The organism is Anaerolineales bacterium (assembly GCA_003105035.1).
Classification (GTDB): Bacteria; Chloroflexota; Anaerolineae; order Anaerolineales; family UBA4823; genus FEB-25.
In genome coordinates, this window is sequence record PQAL01000014.1 from 104390 (window position 1) to 123102 (window position 18713).

The following is an 18713-nucleotide window of genomic DNA, read 5'->3' on the forward strand; positions in this document are numbered from 1 at the left end:
TTTTTAAAACATAAAAACAAGATTGTGCATGGATGCTGATATCCTCACTCACACTACCGTCTAAAGGCACTTGTAAAAGGAAGCGAACAGCTATTGTTTTGTCGGGATAAGAATAATTTAGGGGAAAACCAAATAAGCCGAATTTTTCTGTTGACCCAGCTCGCTCCCCTGAAGCGCCTGAGACCCACCAGTAAAATGCGAACTGACGATGCCTCTCGGATTTCGGTTATTTAGAAATGTTTATTAATTGGAAAACTCATATTCCTAGTTAATAATTATAAAGATAATTAGTTAAGAGTCAACAAGGAAAATAGAGAAATTTCCTGCGAAAACTAACGTATTATGATTTCTCCACCCTATAAAATAAAAAAAGAGAACCCTCTCGAAATTTCCTTCAGGAAGCGCCATTACCCCGAATTACTGCAGGGATAGATTTATATATTATTACGAAATCTTTTCTAAGAGAGTAATTCTGTATGTATTCAAGTTCGAGTTGTATTCTCGCAGATAAGGTGAGTTCACCTCGACCTGAGATTTGCATCGGACCGGTTAAACCGGGTTTGATGATCAGGCGCTGACGTTGTTCATCGTTATACATAGCAACCAGCCATGTCTCTTCTGGACGCGGGCCAACAAGGCTCATATCGCCTCGCAAAACATTCCAAAATTGGGGAATTTCATCCAGACTCCATCGCCGTAAGAATTTACCAACCCGGGTTGCTCTTGGATCATTTGGAATTTTATATACAGGTTCTTTCAAGTCGTAAGGATTTAAATGTTTCGTTAACATTTTTTCCGCACCATTGACCATCGTACGGAATTTTATTAACGTAAATGGTTTCCCATTTTCTCCCGCCCTTTCTTGGAAAAATAATACGGGGCCATGGCTATCAATTTTTATGGCGATTGCTACGAAAGGGAATAGTAGGATGAACAAAATCATACCAAGCAAAGATATCAATATATCAAGGCTACGTTTGATGATCCATTGGGTAATCGATAAAGTTTTATTTTCGGTAATACTGGCAGGTGAAAAAATAAAACCGGATATTAAACCAGCGCCAAGAGCGGTGGAACGAATAATCAGGAGAATAATCCCCGGAAAGAGCAAGCTTTTATCTCGATGGTACAAGAAGGATAAAAATGGCATGGTTGTAAGAAATAATAAAACCATTGATACAGCGCTAACCCATAACAAATTTGGCCAAAGTACAGAAGGCAAGAGCAAAAGTAATGCTATCCCTAAAAATGCAATTTGCCATCGCTCAGAAGGTGGAGTGTGAGAGTCTTTTATACCCTTTTCAGGTAGCCAGCGTAACATGTACGCTTTCCAGAAGCCGATATTAAACTTGCGATGGTAATACTCCTGCAGATTCTTATCATGTTGATGATATACGATTGCAGATGGTTTGAATACCATTCGATAACCCTTTCGGGCAAGGCGAAACGAAAATTCTTGATCTTCAACTGAGGCAACTTTAAAATTTGTATCAAATCCACCATTTTCTATGAAGATATCTTTACGATAAGCAGCAGAATGAGTGTCAACAAAATCAATGTATTTCTGTCTTTGCAGGCGTAGATACTTTGATTCATACTCTAGTTGAACAAAGCGTGAGACGATACTAGATTGATGAGTACGGTAAGCTCCTTTTACGCCAACAATCTCGGGGTCCTGGAAAGGTAGTATCAGCTGGGAAAGCCATTCTTGAGAGGGGATACAATCAGCGTCAGTGAAAGCCAGGATCTCCCCTGCTGCCACATTCGCACCCGCATTCCTTGCGGCTGAAGGACCTCCATGTGTGATTTGGAGGTAGCGGACACCGGGATAGGATTCGATAATTTCCTTGGTTTTATCTTTAGATCCGTCATCGACAACAATAATCTCATAGGAATCATCTAGATTTGTTTGGTCTAGAAGTCCACTCAAACAAGATGAAATCGTATTCTGTGAGTTATATGCAGGTACAATGACTGAAATCTTGGGAAAGTTTAACCCCATCGTTCGTATTCTCCGTTGTTCCTTACTTGCGTAAAGCCTACCGAAATATATAATGAAATAGACTATGGGCTGATTTGATTATCCTATACCTTTCACCTGGATGATATATTATTTCCAAAAACTTGTCTAATAGATATTTTGGGCGAAGATAAAATGATCGTCGAGCATCATCACACCATTTTACTATGTCTTCCGAAGATAAACCTGGATGTGAAACAATACTTTTGTGAAGACCATCTGTAGTCAGCCAATCTTGAAAATGGTTCGTATCTAGAAGTCCATTTGCATTCGCCCAATCATAAGCTTCTGTACCTGGATAAACCATGATTGGAAGAAATTGAGCCGTATCTGGGTTAAGCTGCTTTGCTAACTGAAGTGTTTTATCCAGGCTCTGCCGTGTCTCTCCTGGATTCCCGGCCATGAAGCATCCATGCACCCGAACGCCTGCTTTCTTTGCCGATGCACAGAATTGATAAAACTGATCCACTTTTATATTTTTATGAATGTTATCTAATATCGATTCATCACCGCTCTCAAAGCCAACACACACCAATCTGAGGCCAGCCTCTTTCAGGTTCTTAAGGGTTTCGTAACTTACATCGGCTCGGGAATTGGCGGTGAACGGTAATCGATTTCCACGCCGGATTAATTCCTGTGACAGGGAAATAGATCTTTTCTGATCGACTGTCAATGTATCGTCTTCCAAAAATACTTCCTTTACTTGGGGAAGCTCCTGGGATATGTAATCAAATTCATCCGCTACATTGGTAATGCTCCGTTTGCGGTAACCATGACCGGTAAGGGTTTGAGGCCATAAGCAATATGAACACTGATAAGGGCATCCCCTGCCGGTGAGTATCGCTACTTCCGGATATCGCGTGATCGAGTAGAAATAGTCTTCTACATGCAAATGTCGTTTGTATACACTGCTCACAAAAGGGATCTCATCAAGTTCTTTGATGTACTCTCGTTGAGGATTATGGACTACGGATCCGTCGTTGTTCCGGTAACTGATACCATCAATGGAACTGAGATCATCATTGCCATCCAATTGGATTGCAAGATCTCGCAATGTATAATCATATTCACCCCTGGCAACGATATTGACTGCCGAGCTGGAATTAAGCACCTCCTCAGGTAATGCGGTGACATGAGGACCAACCATTACGATATATGCTTTAGGATACCTGTTGTGGATTGCTTCTGCCACCCCTATATCGTTCTCAATACTTGGTGTGCTTGTATCTAAGACAATTACTCTTGGCTTGAATTCATCAATTTGATGAATAATGTCTTCTAAATCAAATCCCCGCGCAGGGGCATCAACCAGGCGGACAGTAAATCCTGCCTTTTCCAGGACTGCGGTTGCATATGCCAGCCAAATTGGATAATAAATCACGCCGGATTTAATCACCGCCGGACTACGCTGCGAGCGAGAAAATCTATGATGAAATGGTGGATTAAGTATATATATGTTCATACCAGTAACTCCGGTCACATTAAACCCCTGAGTCCTATGTTTCGATCCTAGAGATAATCAGTATAAGTTTGTTCAATTTGGGTAACCATCCTGGATAGCGTAAATTGCTCTTCTAATAATTTCCTGCCCGAATTTCCCATTGACTTGGCTTGATCAGGATGAGCTATCAGTCGAAGAACCGATTCTGCCCAACCATTTACATCACCTGCATCGACTAAATAACCAGTGGAACCATCAATTACAGCCTCTGCGCAGCCATTCACAGCTGTTGATACTACCGGTTTTGAGCAAGCCATCGCTTCAAGAATTGAGTAAGGCAAGCCTTCCCAGCGGGAGGTAGAGGTCACTACGTCTGCAGCAGGTATATACCGATATGCTTTTTCAATTCGCCCCAAGAAGAATATATTCTCTTGTAGCTGTAAAGACGCTACCTCGGTTTTTACATGGTCATATAGAGGACCTTCTCCAATCCAGACCAGTTGCACTTCTGAATTACCTGAAACAATAAGACCAGCTCCTTTTAGAAACATTAGCGGGTCCTTTTGAGGACTGAGCCTACCGATTTGAAGAATCACTGGGCGATTTGTTCTTAAGCTCAATCGACCACATATCGTATCACGTGCCTCCAAGTTATCAAATTGCGTCAGGTCAATTCCATTTGGCACAACTTGGATCTTTTTAGCTGGTATACCCCAGCTAATCATGCGCGCAGCGTCTACCTGACTGACTGAAAATATCTGCGTGGTTATCCCAGCGAACATCCGCTCAAAGATCATATATAGCTTGTGCCAGCGTCTTTGTCGAATATCTATTGTTTGCGGTGTGTAAAAAATGTTAGGAGCATTTCCTACCTTTGACAGCCATCGGGCAATGATCCCTGCCTCCTGGCTATGTACATGGATAATTTCAAATCTCTCTTGCTGAATTACTCTCATGAATTCCCGCATGGATTGCATCGGCCAGATTAATTTCCCCATAGGGAGTATTATAACTTTAATTCCTGCAGCGTTGAATTCTCTGTGTGCCTCTCGAATAGCATCTGGGAAGATAACGGTCACATCATGCCCACGCAAGACAAGCTCCTTGGAAAGCGATAAAACATGCGTTGTCTGCCCAGAAATCATGGGTTCGTAGTACACCTGAAGGATCTTCAAGATATTCCCTACAATTCCATTATCCAAGGCCGAAAATTTGACTTCTTAACCATTTCCTTACCCCATAAGTATCGCCTCTTTTGCACCATTCTCTGAAATAGTTTAAAAAAGTCAAAAATCCCGAGTAGAACAGGAGGCATGTATATGGCAGCATAAAGCAGCCTGGGTACCTCGGAAGCGAAAATTATTGGAAAGTCAATAATAAAAGATGAAACGCGATCATTCTTAACAGACATCAGATACCGGTTGCGTAAGGCTAATCGAGGACCTGTAGGGTTTTTCTTCCGCTGTTTACGAAGGGAATCGCCCCACCCGCGCACATGGCTACCCACAGCAAGAGGTTCATAAATAGCCTGCCAACCACACAATTGGGCTCGCCATGCCAGGTCTGCATCTTCATAATAGGCAAAGAAATCTTCATCGAAGTATTCGTTGTTAACTGCCAGCTCCTCAAACATTTCTCTTCGATAAAGAGCTAAGGCACCGCAAGCACCGAAGATCTTCCTGCTCTGGTCATATTGCCCGTGATCAAGCTCACCCTGCCCACGATCATAAGGACAGCGGGACCGGTTGATAAATAGCCCGGTAGAATCAAGCACCTGGTTATTTTCCGAACGAAGGAGCTTGGGGGCTATGATCCCAACTTTAGGCGCTTCAAGCATAACCTTGACTAAATGACCCAAGCAATCAGGTCGCAGGATAACATCGGGGTTCACTGATAAGATGAATGGCGCATCAGTAGTCCGGATTCCCTCATTAAGTGCAAAAGCAAACCCCAGGTTTTTATCGCAACACTTCAGTAGAATCCCCGGGTAATTTTTTGTTATCCATTCTTGAGTCCCATCTTCAGATGCATTATCGATCACAACAACCGAAATTGGTCGGTAAACTTGCCCAAGTATAGAATCCAGGCATGTCCTCAAGAAGGGGAGTGAATTCCAACTGACGACGACGATAGATACGGAGATTTCATTCATACTTAGTCGTTGAGATAAATGCAAGCATCCCTGTTAATGTCCAAAACAAAGCATTGACTTGCTTGGCTTCCATATTTTGATACACCCAACCTTCGATAAAAATAATTATAAGGCTGGTAAGGATGCCAATCAGGATGGCTTTGTTTCTTGAGCTTAGAGGACGGGGAAACGTCTGAATACCAATTTTTACAATAGCAAACCAGACAAAACCCCATAAAATAATCCCGGGAAGCCCCATCTCAGTTAATACTTTAAGTACTTGACTCTCCGTGACGAAGGCAGAGGTTGGATTCGAGCGCAATGCAGCAAACCCAGTCGAGCCCAGACCGGTACCTAGGATAGGTGATTTTCTCCAGGAATCAAAAGCAAGATTCCAGGCAGCTAACCGATCTAAGTTGGTTTCATCACGCGCCCAATCAGATATTGAGCGAAAGTATTTGAGGATGATATTTTCATTTGAATCTATTTTGGTGCTAAAGTACCCTTGAGGCAAGCTGACGACAGACACATCTGCCCAACCTGACCAGTCGTAATCACAGTTCTGTGCTGGACCACAACCAGTTATCAAACTAATATTGACTTTTTTCCCAGACCACGGAGATAGATCCAACAAGTAATTTCTCCATCGCCGGTCGCTTGGATTGATTTTTGGATTGATGTAGCGGTCTAGCAAGAATTGGCCATTATTTGGCGTATCGACAGGAGTAACGTACACCTGAAAATCGACTCCATCACCTTTCTCTGGTGACCATACTTGAGGGTCAAGTGCGATTGCCAGTTTCAATGCCCCCGAATCAGGAACTGTGATTGGGTAAATCACCTCTGATTTACCACTATTATTTGCAGGTTCGTTTATGACAGTGCGCTGATCATTCTGGTTTTGGAGGGGATCGAAAATCGTCCAGGTTTGAAGCTCCGAATTTCCATAAGTGGGTTTTACTCGTAGAATGTTTTGATTGGCATCCAGCGCGGGTGCATCCCGGTATTGTGTTGAGGTGAGTTCAACCAATCCAGTGCGTACAGAGGGTAATTGGTTGGCCCGTAGTGAGGTAATAACGACCCAAGCAACCAGGCCAAAAATGACCAGCCCAACCAAACTCAATGTCAATTTTTTATTCTGTTGGAAGATACCTGCCAACAGACCAATTACCACCAAGCCGACAGCAGACGCCACCCAGATCCCTCTACTAAAGGTTAAACCAATACAAGTAATCATGATGAGGGTCGCAGCACCTGCCAGGATCTTGAGAGTAATATTCTTTGAAGCGTAGATCATCGCTAAGGACAACGGGAAAATCAGGGCTAATGTATTCGCCAGGGTGGTTGGAGAATCAAAAACAAAATACACTCGCCTTAGGTGGGTTCCGTATATGAAAACATCTGGAAAACCCTGTCGTTGGATGATTTCGCTAGAAGGCCATAGAGAGCGGTTGAGTATAAATTCTAGTACCCCTCCAAATGCGACGATTGATCCAAGAATAATGATCAACCATATGAGTTTTTCGAACCAATCAGGAAATCTGCGTAAAACACTCAGTACTACCCAAAATATGGGTAGATACATAATTGCTGAATAAAAGCCCCACCAGGTTTGATATCCAAATCGATCGACGATTAATAGCACAATCACATAGCCTATATAAACCAACAAGGCTAAATCCATGGCAGTTCCACTCAACATGAGCTTGCGCTTCGATAAAGATAGTATTGCCCAGATTAAAAGCAAAACGCCTAATAGAAATTCTTTCCAATACGTACCCACAGGGCCTGGAATTAAGGATTTTATAACCAGCTGGAATGGTAAACCAATTAAGAAAATAAATAAGCCAATTGCCATGATTAGTTCTAACCAGTTAATTAGCTTACTATTTGTCGATGTTATTTTCTCAGCTTCCATAAAAACTTCTCCGAAAATTATGTGATAAATATAAACTTAGAAAATATACCAGCGCTCCGGTTATGGAGCAAATTAGGATAATTAATATCGAAGAGATAGACTTCGTAGCATTATAAAGCAGAAAAGAAACACTTAAGGCTAAGAATGCAGCGAGAATGGTCCGAGTAATTTCTCGTCGATTTTGAATAGAAAGTTTAAAGCCATAGGTACTCCTGGTCCACCATGCTAGGACGACTACTTGTACCGCTAAACCGACAGCAGCTGAAACCGCCAGGCCGATGTAGCCTAACCAGGGAGTTAATAACAAATTTAGGATTACGCGAATTGTGGTTTGCACGCCATTAATTCCAACCACCATCCATCCCGAACGATTTATATAAACAATCCGCCATAAAGGCTGACAAAGGGAATCTGCGAGTGCGGCCAGACTATACCAAACAATTGGTGCGCTCACGAGGCTCGTGGCTTGTGCATCAAAAGCGCCATGCTCAAAAAGAACTTGAACGATAGGAGTGCGTAATAAGACCAGACCCGCACATGCAGGTAAGGCAATTTTAAACACCAGAATTAAAGCCCCAGTGAGCTCCTTTCCAGCTGTTTGAAAATCTCCACCAGCCACTTGCTCAGCCAGGCTTGGAAACAGCGCAGTTGATATCGCCAGACCACTCAACGTAATGATCACCTGGGTCAATTGATTGGAATAACTTAGTGCAGCCACGCCACCCGTCCCAAGTGAAGTGGCCATCGCACGATCGATAAATATAATGGCATGGTGAACGCCATATCCGACAATGAGCTGAGAAGTAAAGTAACCCCACTGTATAATTTGGGCTTTTAGCTCAGATGTAGTCGATATGACGTGTGTGTGGGTTTGTGTCCACCAGAATGGTAAAAGGCAAAGCAAAGCTGCCCCAGCGCCAATCGTTACTGCCCATGAGGCCCGTAATTCAACTTGTGAAATAGGCAGGAAACCCAGCGAGATGATGAAAACCAGGTTATATACCGAAGTGATGATCACTGAGCGGAAGAATCGTCGATAAACCAGCAAAATAGTTGCGAGTAGAGTGGCGAGACCCATGAATAGAATGCCCGGCAACATTGGGTAGAACAAGGAAATTGCTTGTTCTTGTTCTGCAGCAGAAAAACCGGGCGACAGCCATTTAAGGAAAAATGGGGTTAGTAATGCTGCAAGAATGGTTAATAAGAACAACGCAACACCGAGGATCAGGAATACCCTCTTCGCAAACAGCCACGCCTTCGCCTCACCTTCTTCTTGACGAATCTTGGTAAATATGGGCAGAAACGCCGGAGATATGATGATGGGTAAGGCGATGAAAAAAAACTCGGGGACTGCAAACGCCACCAGATAAATATCAGCTACTCGGCTCGCTCCGAGGAAACGCGCAATAAAAACCTGACGCATAAAGCCAGTCAGCGTTGCAGCCAGGAAACCTAGCCCGACGAACAAAGAAGCGCGATAGTTATCTCGTTGCATTTTCTGATATTCTGAAATCTATCTATCTCAAAAACTTTTGCCTTGATACAATGCGAAGCGATGATCAGTTGACGATGTGTTTGGTCGTCGCTCGGGTTACTTCATGGTGTTGATAATCTTGGTTCACCCCAGCCATATCAATCATAACGATCATCGCCAATTGGGCCAGTATTTGTTTCAAATATTCGGGCAACCATCTTCCAAGAATATTTACTCAAGTCGGTTACAGACTGATACCAGCGCTCCTTCGCTGAATCATGTTTTGGATCAGTTCTAAAATATAGAATGCCTAGCGGTGTATAGATCAGCGTGTATAAAAGCTGTTCAGCGATGCAAACGCGCCGTATTCCGTCGGGCCGAGCATCCGGCTCACCGCAAAGTGCACAAAATAGTTGATCGCAGCCACCAGCGATGTGGCGATGAACATAAATCCAGCTCGCTTTAGCCCAAGCTGAAGACCTGACGGTTTGTTGCTCAGATCTAATTTCATGTTGGTGTATATGAGCTGGATATCCATTGATAAATTTTTCTTGATCATACCTGAGTGATTGCTTCCACGCGACACATGAGAAATGCTGGCAGTAAACCTGCAGTAATCACATCAGGTAAAGTTCAATTGCCTCCATTTACACGGTTGGTAAATGCATTATCGATGCGGTCTATTTTTATACCCCAATGTAGATCCGGGTGCAGCTAGAATTATAACATTAAGGGCCGTCACTCATTTACCATTAAGATATTCGGTTGTAGGTTACCACCTGGGTACTTATCGCTGTATCTTAGCTAAATGATGTTGCTCTCCCAAGTTTCAAGTAGTCCACCATTATGCTTTTATTTCGAAGCTACGTACACGATCACCGGGATTGGGACCGGACCCGTCACATGGGTAGATCCCGCCATATCATCCTGCACTAGCTGGATTTGTATCGCGCCGTTTGTTTTATTGTCACCGTCTCCCGGTCCTCCATCCCAAATTTGAGTCACCTGTCCGAGATAATCGGTGATTTTTACCATCTTCGCCTGGGGGATGATCATGGGGACATCACTGCCCCAAGCAAAGATTTTCTCCTGGCCGCAAGAATTGCTGAACACATATCCTTCGCCTCCGGAGATATCTAGCGTCCGCAGGTAGCGGTAGCCCTTAAGGGCCTCTACCATCGTCTTGTAGGTGGTGAATCCCGGCTTGATTGATAAATCAGGATACAACAGGCTCTGGCCGAAGCCATCCAGGTTATCTGCTAATTCGTACCAGGTGATGTTCTTTATCCCGGCTGCAAGGCCGCGCGTGTACCCTTTAATTACATAATATGCCTGGTTTCTCAGTGAGCCCTCATCGCCAGTATATCCGTGCTGGCCTGTCTCTGTTAACCAGATGGGTTTGTATACCTGATAGCAGGTGTTCATCCGATTGTTGAAGTAGTTCCTCTTGGCTAAAATATCAATTCCGCCAGCGGTGTATGAGATACCGTCTTCATAACAGGTCGGCCGGGGTGGAATGTTCCAGCGTTCCCATTCAGGAGCAAAATCAGGGAAATAGTGGAAATTAAACGCATCCATGTAGCCTCCCCCATCCAAAAGCATGACATTGTCGGGGAAATAGCGGTCAAATGGTGCTTTTGGGTCTCCTTCACCTTTAAACCAATCATACGCGATTCCACCCATCAAGACCGTCGCACTCGGGTCGATTTCTTTTATTTTTTGGAAGCTTTTTTGTAAGAATTCGACATAAAGTGGATAATAATCTCCTCCGTAACAATTATCTGGCTCATTGAAGATCTCCCAGGTTTTGATATTGTAAGGCGGCTTGCGATACCTCGTAACAACCTGGGTTAGAAATTGTAGATACTCTGCTTCATGGGCTATCGTAAACCGTTCGCAGCTTGTTTGATCACCTGCCCAGGTCGGCGGTTGGTCGATGATTGCGATCATGTTCACCCCCGCCTCGCTGATCTGTCCCAGACGGTTGTCATAATCACTGAAGATCCATTCCTGAGCATTATTAGGCTGGATATCCTGCCATCGGATCATTACCCGTGTCCATTCAGCACCAATGTCCTTCAGAGCGTCGATTAATGTCGGGAAGGATTGGTTATACCAGCTATAAAACTGCGCTTCATAGTCATCCTGGCTCATTGTACTCGTCGGGGTTAATTGATGCAGGGCTGCAATTTCAATCGAGAACGGCGAGTCCTGGTATTCGCTGTAACAGACATTCCTGTTTAAACTGGGTAAATAGGTGTTGACTCTTACATTAAGCGTCTCTGATATCAGATTATCCGTATCACCATCCAGCGGATTGGCTTTCACCGCTAGGTGAAATACCGCAAAGGCAGATAGTATGACGATAATGCTTGACAATAAAATGTAGCCCTTTACCTTACTGTGCATTATTTGCTCCTAGAAATTAAAGATACCAACAATCAAATTTGTTGCGATATTGGCAGGATAAAATTCAAGTATATCGAAACCATTTTAATGTCATTACTAATATGTATAAAATATTGTCCTCGACAATTCTAATGATACAAATCGAGCAGCCACATCGGTGAATGCTCGGCGGATTATACTGTGATTAAATTCATCGCGCAAGGAGAACAAAAAATCATGGGCATGTCCTTAAAAATATCGGAGCGTCGCTTTACCTTATAACTAATTCCAACCCTCGAATTATATTAAAAGGAAAATTATCCATAAATAGATGTACTCTTATCGTTACATGAATCCGTGAAGATGGAAATTATTCCTATAACTATCCTGGTTAATAACTGCGGGTAAGCAGCCCACTGATTTAAGTAAAACCGTATCGGGGAATTTGTTAAATCTCACCAATGAGTTAATGTAGAGGAAATCTACGGGGAGGTCACACGAATAAATACAGGGATGGGCACCTGTTCATTTACCACGGTTGAGTCCAACATTGGATCGAGTGCTAAAGTTATGCGAATGGCATTGTTTCTGATTCCATCTTCGTCACCTAGCATCCCATCCTCGATCAATGCAGGTTCTCCAAGATAATCGGTCACTTCGATTTTAGCCGCTGGAGAAATGATCAACGGAACATTGTTGCCCCATGCAATGATTTTCTCGCTGTTACAAGAATTCCGAAATACATATGCCTCGCCACCTGATATGGATAGTGCTCGTGCATACTGAAAATTCGTCAGCTGTGCAATCAAAGTTTTATAGGTTAAGAATCCAGGCTTGGGAGAAAAATCCGGATAAAGCAGGCTTTGATCAAAGCCATCATTGTTATCGGCCAGGGCGTACCAGGTGATATTTTTTATGCCAGCTGACAGGCCACGGGTATAGCCCTTTATAACGTAATACGCCTGGTTTCTAAGCGAGCCTTGATCGCCTGGAACTCCGTGGGCCGAGAGCTCAGTTAGCCACATGGGTTTTTGCACGCCATAACAGGTGCTCATGCGGTTGTTATAATAATTTTTCTTGGCGATCAGATCAATCCCACCAGCAGGGAATGGCAAACCTTCCGTGTCTTCTGGATTTGGTGAACAGGTTGGCTGTTGTGGTCCATTCCAGCGTTCCCATTCACCATAATAATCAGGAAAATAATGAAAATTAAAAGCATCAAAGAAGTTCGTTTTCCCACTATCATTAATCAGATCAAGTATAACTTTATCTGGGAAATTTCGGTAAAAAGGACCATCATACTCAGTAAACCAGTCATAAGCAATCCCGCTCATCAGGATTGTCGCATCAGGTTCGATGCTCTTAATCGTCTCGTAGCTTATTTGTAGGATATCTGAATAGAGATACGGATCATTCCCAAAACAACCAAAAGGTTCGGCGAGGGAAACCCAGGTATTATCTGCTTCATTGAAGATTTCCCAGGTTTTGATGTTGTAAGGAGCTTCACTGTACCTGTTAACCAGGTCGCTGATAAATTGTCGATAATCTTCCAGGTGGACAGGTGAAATAGCTGGGCAAATTTTACCGTCACCAGCCCAGCCAGGCGCAGCATTAATAACCGCAATCATTTTTACTCCCGCTTGGGAGATCTGACCCAGGCGGTTGTCATACCACTGCCACATGCTCGTGTTGTAATCAGGGGGTTGTCCGGGAATCGGAGCATCTGGTTCGATGTCGAACCATCTGATCACCACTCTTGTCCATCCCGCACCGCTGTCTTTTAAGGCAGATAGTAATGTGGGAAAGGACTGATTGTACCAGGTGAAATAATCCGTTTCCTCTTGCTTTTGAGCCATTATATTCGTTGCGGTAATTTGATGTAGAGCAGAGATGTTTATTGAGAATGGAGAATCAACAGGATCAGGAACACAAAATTTTTTCTGTAAACATGGCAGATAAAATTGTGTGCTTTCGGACGCAGTATTTATTTTATGTTCATTGGTGATTTGCGTTTGCTGGTTTGCAGATCCATCATGTGTAGTATCCCCCAAGATGACAATGAAGCCAAGAAACACGATCATTAAATTTATGATAAGTATTTTTTTTCGCATTCGATCTCCATTAAATTGCGAAATGACATTGTACCAAATAACCTAACGGAAATTACTTCTGATTTAGAAAATTGTCTACACAACTCACCAAAGTCCACGTAGAGTCATTTTATGGCACCAAGAAATATTTGAGGTAAAAACAAATCGAATAAGTATTGTTTGAGTCTGTTCGTTTCTTATGGAGTAAATACTTCGATTAATTGGGTCTTTACTCCGGACCGCCTCCAATTTTATCCACGATCTCATTTTGTTCGGCTGCCACTGCCGAAGCTGGCTTTAAAGCCAATAGATTGTCAAATAGGATGATTTTTCCAGTGCGTACGGTAGATTCCGCTAACAGATATAGCGCCGCTGACCAACCTTGCTGCTCGTACCCCATAGGTCGCCCACTGCTGCCATGCATCCACTCATTGAAACCCCAGCTACCTTGATTGCCCTGCTTTACACAGTTTGTGAGCGAATCCAAATGTTGTTCAGCATCGGACTGCCAGCCGCAACGAACCAGAGCAGCAACATGAAAACCACCAATCATCGGCCAGATACCGCCATTGTGATATTGGTGGGGAAGGTTTAGGTTTCGGCTACGATAATATTCTCGCCAATGCGGCTCCCCAGGATAGATTGGCGGATGAATAGCCTTGGTGGGGTACGGGTCAGCCATACCAACCTGAAGCATATAACGCAATATGTGATTGGAACGATTGCCATCAGCAATACCGGTTAGGATTGCCAGTAAGTTTGCCAGCCCATCGCACCAATCGCCATAATCACGAAATGCCACCCATGGCAGGTAGTATGGACGACTGGATATCGTGCCAATATTATGATAGAGCATGAACCATTCCAGGCGGATGGCTTTTAACTTTTCCAAATGCTCAGCGAAGTGTGAAGCCACCCAACAACGGTCTATCCACATAAGGAGATTGATCCGCTCATGAATACATTCCGCCGAGATACAATTCCCCTGGAAGAACCCATCCGACGATATCTGACGACTCATATCTTCGTAAGCCAGAGTGGCAGCGTAGTACAGCACATTATCGTAAAGTGTATTGTAGCGTACATCGAGCAGGTCCATCCAATTCCCAGCTTCGGGTATTTCAAGAAGTCCGCACTCATTCATATCCTGGTACTGGAGCCATAACAATGCCTGTTCAATACTGCTCCAGCTTTCTCGCAAAACTTTCTTGTCATGGGTGAAGCAAAAATCCATATAACGACCCAGGATGTACCATAGGTTGGTATCGCAAGCCCCCGCGTTTTCGGAGCTGACATAGCCTGTGTCTGGATTAACATTCAATGGTATGAGACCATGAGGTGATTGATAGGCGCTGAGCGTGTCAAGTGAATGGCGCCCGGCTGCAATCAGCTCCTCTTCCCCACTAGCGAGTGCTCCCAGGAATATTATCGCACTATCACGCCCCCATACTTGAGGGTATCCAATTGAATTTCCTGAAGCACGAAAACCGGATCGATCTGCGCATTTCAGGAGCACTTCTACTGCACGATTCCGTGCTTCTGCGATAAGTTTAGTATGCATTTTTAGTTTCCTTATCCCTTCACCGCCCCTCCGAGGAGCCCTTTGATGAAGTAACGCTGGAATACAATATACACCAGCACAATCGGGCCGGCGACAATGATCGAGCCGGCTGCCATTAACGGGATGTTGGAAGTATATCGCCCCTGGAAAAATGCTAAGCCTACAGGAAGCGTGCGTAAGCTCTCGTCCTGAACCATTACAAGTGCCAGGAGGAATTCATTCCATGTCCACATAAAAAACAATACCAGCAGGGTCAACACAGCAGGTTTGGCGATAGGAAACAACACCTTCCACAGGCTTTGCCAGCGTGAGCAACCATCCAGCGCAGAAGCGTCAATCAACTCCTGTGGTGCACTTCGGAAGAAGCTGGTCATCCATAAAGTGCCGAAACTGATGCTCTGCCCGATCTGGGGAAGGATTAGTGCCCAGTATGTATCCGTCAAGCCAAGCCTGTGCATTGCATGGTACAGTGGGATAACCACCGCTTCGAAAGGAACCATGAAACCAATCAGTAAGACGATATAGAGTAAACGCTGCAGTGGGAATCTCAGGAGCCCAAAAGCAAAACCAATCAAGATGGATAAGAAGACACTGACAGTCACAACGACCGTGGATACGATTACACTGCTGCGGAAATACATATTAAAGTGTCCGGCAGTCCATGCGTCCACAAAACTATCCAAACGAAACTGCGCAGGCAGACTGAAAGGCCCTTTAATGATCTCAGAGTCGGTTTTAAAAGCACTCAGGACAATCCCGATGATTGGAAGCAATATTATCAGGAGAAATATTGAAAGCAGCACATAATTCGGTATCAAACGCAATTGTCGCGGTTTTAGGATCATATTATGTCTCTGCTTTGGCTTGGAAGCGCGTGATACCGTAGGAGATCAGCAGAATGACACAGGTCATGATTGTGGCGACTGCTGCGGCATAGCCAATACGATTCTGCTGAAAAGCTGCCCGGTAAACTAAAAATGAGGTTACGAGTGTTGCATCACCAGGTCCACCGCGAGTGGTAACAAAAACGAGGTCGAACACCCTCAACGCTGCGATCACTGTGGTGATCAGGGCTACCCCCATTTCAGGACGCAGGCTGGGTATAGAAATATAAATCAATTGCTGGACTTCGTTTGCCCCATCCAGCTCGGCTGCCTCATAAAATTCTAATGGTATACGTTGCATGCCCGCCAGAAAAAGCACCATGCAAAAGCCATACTGCACCCAGCTTCCAATCAAACCTATTGCCGGTAATGCCCAAGTTGAATCTCCGAGCCAGGGGAGAGCCCATGCTTTCAATCCGATGGTTTTCAATAGAATATTTAATGGTCCAAATGCTGGATTAAAGATCCAGCGCCATACGACACCCACGACCACCATGCTCAATACTTGTGGCAGGAACAACCCCGCTCTGTAAAAAGCCATCCCTGGTAATGCCCTCCGCCCTAATAGGCTTGCCAGTACTAATCCAATAAAGATGGGGATGAAGCAGTAGAAAATGATAAAGATCAGGTTATGCACAAGGGCTGATAAAAATTGCCCACGCTGGAATATTTCGGCGTAATTCTGAAGTCCAATGAACAAGCGGTTAGAGCTGAAACCGTCCCACTCGAAAAAACTCAGCCGGAAAGTTTCGACGATCGGGTAAAGGATGAAAAGCACATAGATAACCAGCCCAGGAAATAAATAAAGCCAGCCCAGGAACTTTGATTCCCCCGGCCATGGATTACGATTGTTCATTCTGATATAAAATTCATGCCATCAGAAGTCAATTCTTCTGATGGCATGAATTCTGATGTGGTTACTGACCTGAAAGGAATGCGCTATAGTCTTTTTCAACCTCGGCGGTGAAGGTCGCTGGGTCAATTTCATTAGCAAATAACTTTTGAAGCTGGGAAACAATCGTGTCATAGAACGTCGGAGTTGCCCAGTCAATATAATGACCTACACCATTATCCTGGTTGATGCGGTTCCAGGCTAGCACCGTGTCGGTAAAGAGCGAGCCCACTTCCAAAGTGAAATCAGCTGGAAGGGGCATGGCAGGAACATAACTGATCCCTACCCATAATTGGGCCGCCCGTGGGCTGATCATCCAATCCAGGTATTCAGCAGCCAAGTCAGGGTTGGCAGTGCTTTTGCGAATAGCAAATGGAATGCCAACACCACCGACTGCCAGCTGTTTGGCATCTGCAGTTTTTTGTGGTAGCAGAAAGAAGCCAAATTCCTGATCAGTATCCACGAGTAGCTCTGGTGCCAACCAAGAGCCTGTAATGGTCATGGCTCCCTGACCTGATTTGAAAAGCTTATTCACGTCATCATAACCAATTCCCATGAATCCATCGGTGAAATAACCAGCATCCACCCACTCCTGTATGATCTTGGCGGCTTCCTGGTTTTCCGGGGTATCAAAGCTGACATTATTGACACCATAAACAAAATTATCCAGATATTCACCGGTTACCAGCGTGTCCGCTACTGCACTGAATTCGTGGATCCCAGGCCAACCATCCAGTAATCCGAAAGCGATAGGTGTTTCACCTGCGGTCTTGATGTCTGCTAGCAGCTGGGTGAATTCATCAAAAGTAGTGGGGATATCCCATCCATATTTGCTGAACATGTTTTTATTGTAATAGACACCCACCACTTCAGCGGTGGGGCTCACCCCATAAAGATTACCGCTTCCAAATGTCTTCCCATCTTCGGAGAAACTGTTGCGATTATTCACCGAGGATGAGAAGCGTTCGCTCCAGTTATACTGGGTGGCATAATTATTTAAAGGCAGCAATAGACCTGCCTCAACAAAAGCTCCCATATCTGGACGACCCTGGTTCACCTGGGCAACATCAGGACCATCAGCCTCACCAAGAGCTAGTTTAAGAGTTGCTTTCAGGTCATCCATGGTCTTGACTACCCGTTCAATCTTGACTCCCGGGTGGGCTGCCTCGAACTCAGCATTCAACGTGTCCATCACCTGGGTCTCGACATCCCGGTAGAACTGATCCCAGACAATCAATGTAACCGTCTCGGGAGCAGTTGTTAAGGTCACGTCAGGGGCTGTGGTTGCGGGCGCTTCTGTAACCGGAGTTTGTGTGGCTGCCGGTGCACAGGCTGTCAAAACCATAGCTGCCAGCACCATGAAAGAAATGAATTTCCAAATATTTTTCATCTGATCTCTCCTCATATGTAAATACTTTTAATGATATTTTGAACTGCCTTAAAAGTATATCATAAGGGTGTTAAGCGATTTACTTTCTGCTTGAATACCAATGCGGCTCAAATTTTTCCCTGCTCGTTTAAAAACGGGATTCAGAGGTGGTTGAGACCATAAGTAAACATGGGGGTATCAATAATTGAACTTCGCTTCGCTCGATACGCTCGGTGTCGATGACTATTTAGGGCATCGCCTGGGCAGATGGGGAGTGGAGATAGGTTCCCATGCAGCTTTGCATAAAGAAGGCGCCCCCGCCGGGGCCACCCCTGGTTTTGGATCCGGGCTTTGCCCGAACTGCCGTGATTTTCAGCGGATCGAACTTCTCAATCAAATACCGATCGGTACTACGCACAACCGTCTGATCCGAAGTTCATGCGGGATAGCCTTCTTGAGGGCAACGTATCACTGGCGATTCTCAAAGTGAATCCCAATCCCGTCATCGATGATGAGAGTCGTTAAACTATAGATTTCTCGGATAT

The 18713-nt window shown here is 44.5% G+C and carries 13 protein-coding genes; all 13 read right to left on the minus strand.

The features are described from left to right. Positions 1-394: 394 nt before the first annotated feature. The 13 genes from C3F13_06900 to C3F13_06960 all read right to left on the minus strand — a co-directional run bounded on the left by C3F13_06900 (position 395) and on the right by C3F13_06960 (position 18180). Positions 395-2002, minus strand: coding sequence for a hypothetical protein (locus C3F13_06900; GenBank protein PWB54475.1), 1608 nt, complete (start codon positions 2000-2002; stop codon positions 395-397). 37 nt (positions 2003-2039) lie between these two features. Continuing rightward, complete coding sequence (locus tag C3F13_06905; protein ID PWB54476.1) at positions 2040-3482, minus strand: B12-binding domain-containing radical SAM protein; 1443 nt, start codon at positions 3480-3482, stop codon at positions 2040-2042. A gap of 47 nt (positions 3483-3529) precedes the next feature. Further along, positions 3530-4663, minus strand: a complete 1134-nt coding sequence (locus C3F13_06910; protein PWB54477.1) for a hypothetical protein — start codon at positions 4661-4663, stop codon at positions 3530-3532. Next, positions 4645-5613, minus strand: coding sequence for a glycosyltransferase family 2 protein (locus C3F13_06915; GenBank protein ID PWB54478.1), 969 nt, complete (start codon positions 5611-5613; stop codon positions 4645-4647). The genes C3F13_06910 and C3F13_06915 overlap by 19 nt, the downstream gene beginning before the upstream one ends. After that, positions 5606-7510, minus strand: a complete 1905-nt coding sequence (locus C3F13_06920) for a hypothetical protein (GenBank protein ID PWB54479.1) — start codon at positions 7508-7510, stop codon at positions 5606-5608. Before C3F13_06920 ends, C3F13_06915 begins: the two co-directional genes overlap by 8 nt. Further along, the gene (locus C3F13_06925; GenBank protein PWB54480.1) at positions 7500-9005 is read right to left on the minus strand and encodes a hypothetical protein; all 1506 of its coding nucleotides are present in this window, start codon (positions 9003-9005) and stop codon (positions 7500-7502) included. Before C3F13_06925 ends, C3F13_06920 begins: the two co-directional genes overlap by 11 nt. A gap of 304 nt (positions 9006-9309) precedes the next feature. Then, positions 9310-9543 (minus strand): hypothetical protein, encoded by a 234-nt coding sequence (locus C3F13_06930; protein ID PWB54481.1) that lies wholly within the window; start codon positions 9541-9543, stop codon positions 9310-9312. A gap of 293 nt (positions 9544-9836) precedes the next feature. After that, entirely contained in the window at positions 9837-11393 is a 1557-nt protein-coding gene (locus C3F13_06935; GenBank protein PWB54482.1) for a hypothetical protein, read from the minus strand. 461 nt (positions 11394-11854) lie between these two features. Next, positions 11855-13483: a hypothetical protein gene (locus C3F13_06940; protein PWB54483.1), complete on the minus strand. Its 1629-nt coding sequence runs from the start codon at positions 13481-13483 to the stop codon at positions 11855-11857. A 208-nt stretch (positions 13484-13691) separates the two neighbouring features. Next, on the minus strand, positions 13692-15023 hold the full coding sequence (locus C3F13_06945) for a glycogen debranching protein (GenBank protein ID PWB54484.1): 1332 nt from the start codon (positions 15021-15023) through the stop codon (positions 13692-13694). 11 nt (positions 15024-15034) lie between these two features. Beyond that, positions 15035-15868, minus strand: coding sequence for a sugar ABC transporter permease (locus tag C3F13_06950; protein PWB54485.1), 834 nt, complete (start codon positions 15866-15868; stop codon positions 15035-15037). A 1-nt stretch (position 15869) separates the two neighbouring features. Further along, the gene (locus C3F13_06955; GenBank protein ID PWB54486.1) at positions 15870-16763 is read right to left on the minus strand and encodes a sugar ABC transporter permease; all 894 of its coding nucleotides are present in this window, start codon (positions 16761-16763) and stop codon (positions 15870-15872) included. A gap of 61 nt (positions 16764-16824) precedes the next feature. Beyond that, a complete protein-coding gene (locus tag C3F13_06960; protein PWB54496.1) occupies positions 16825-18180 on the minus strand; it encodes an ABC transporter substrate-binding protein in 1356 nt (451 codons plus the stop codon). Between the last annotated feature and the right edge of the window lie 533 nt (positions 18181-18713).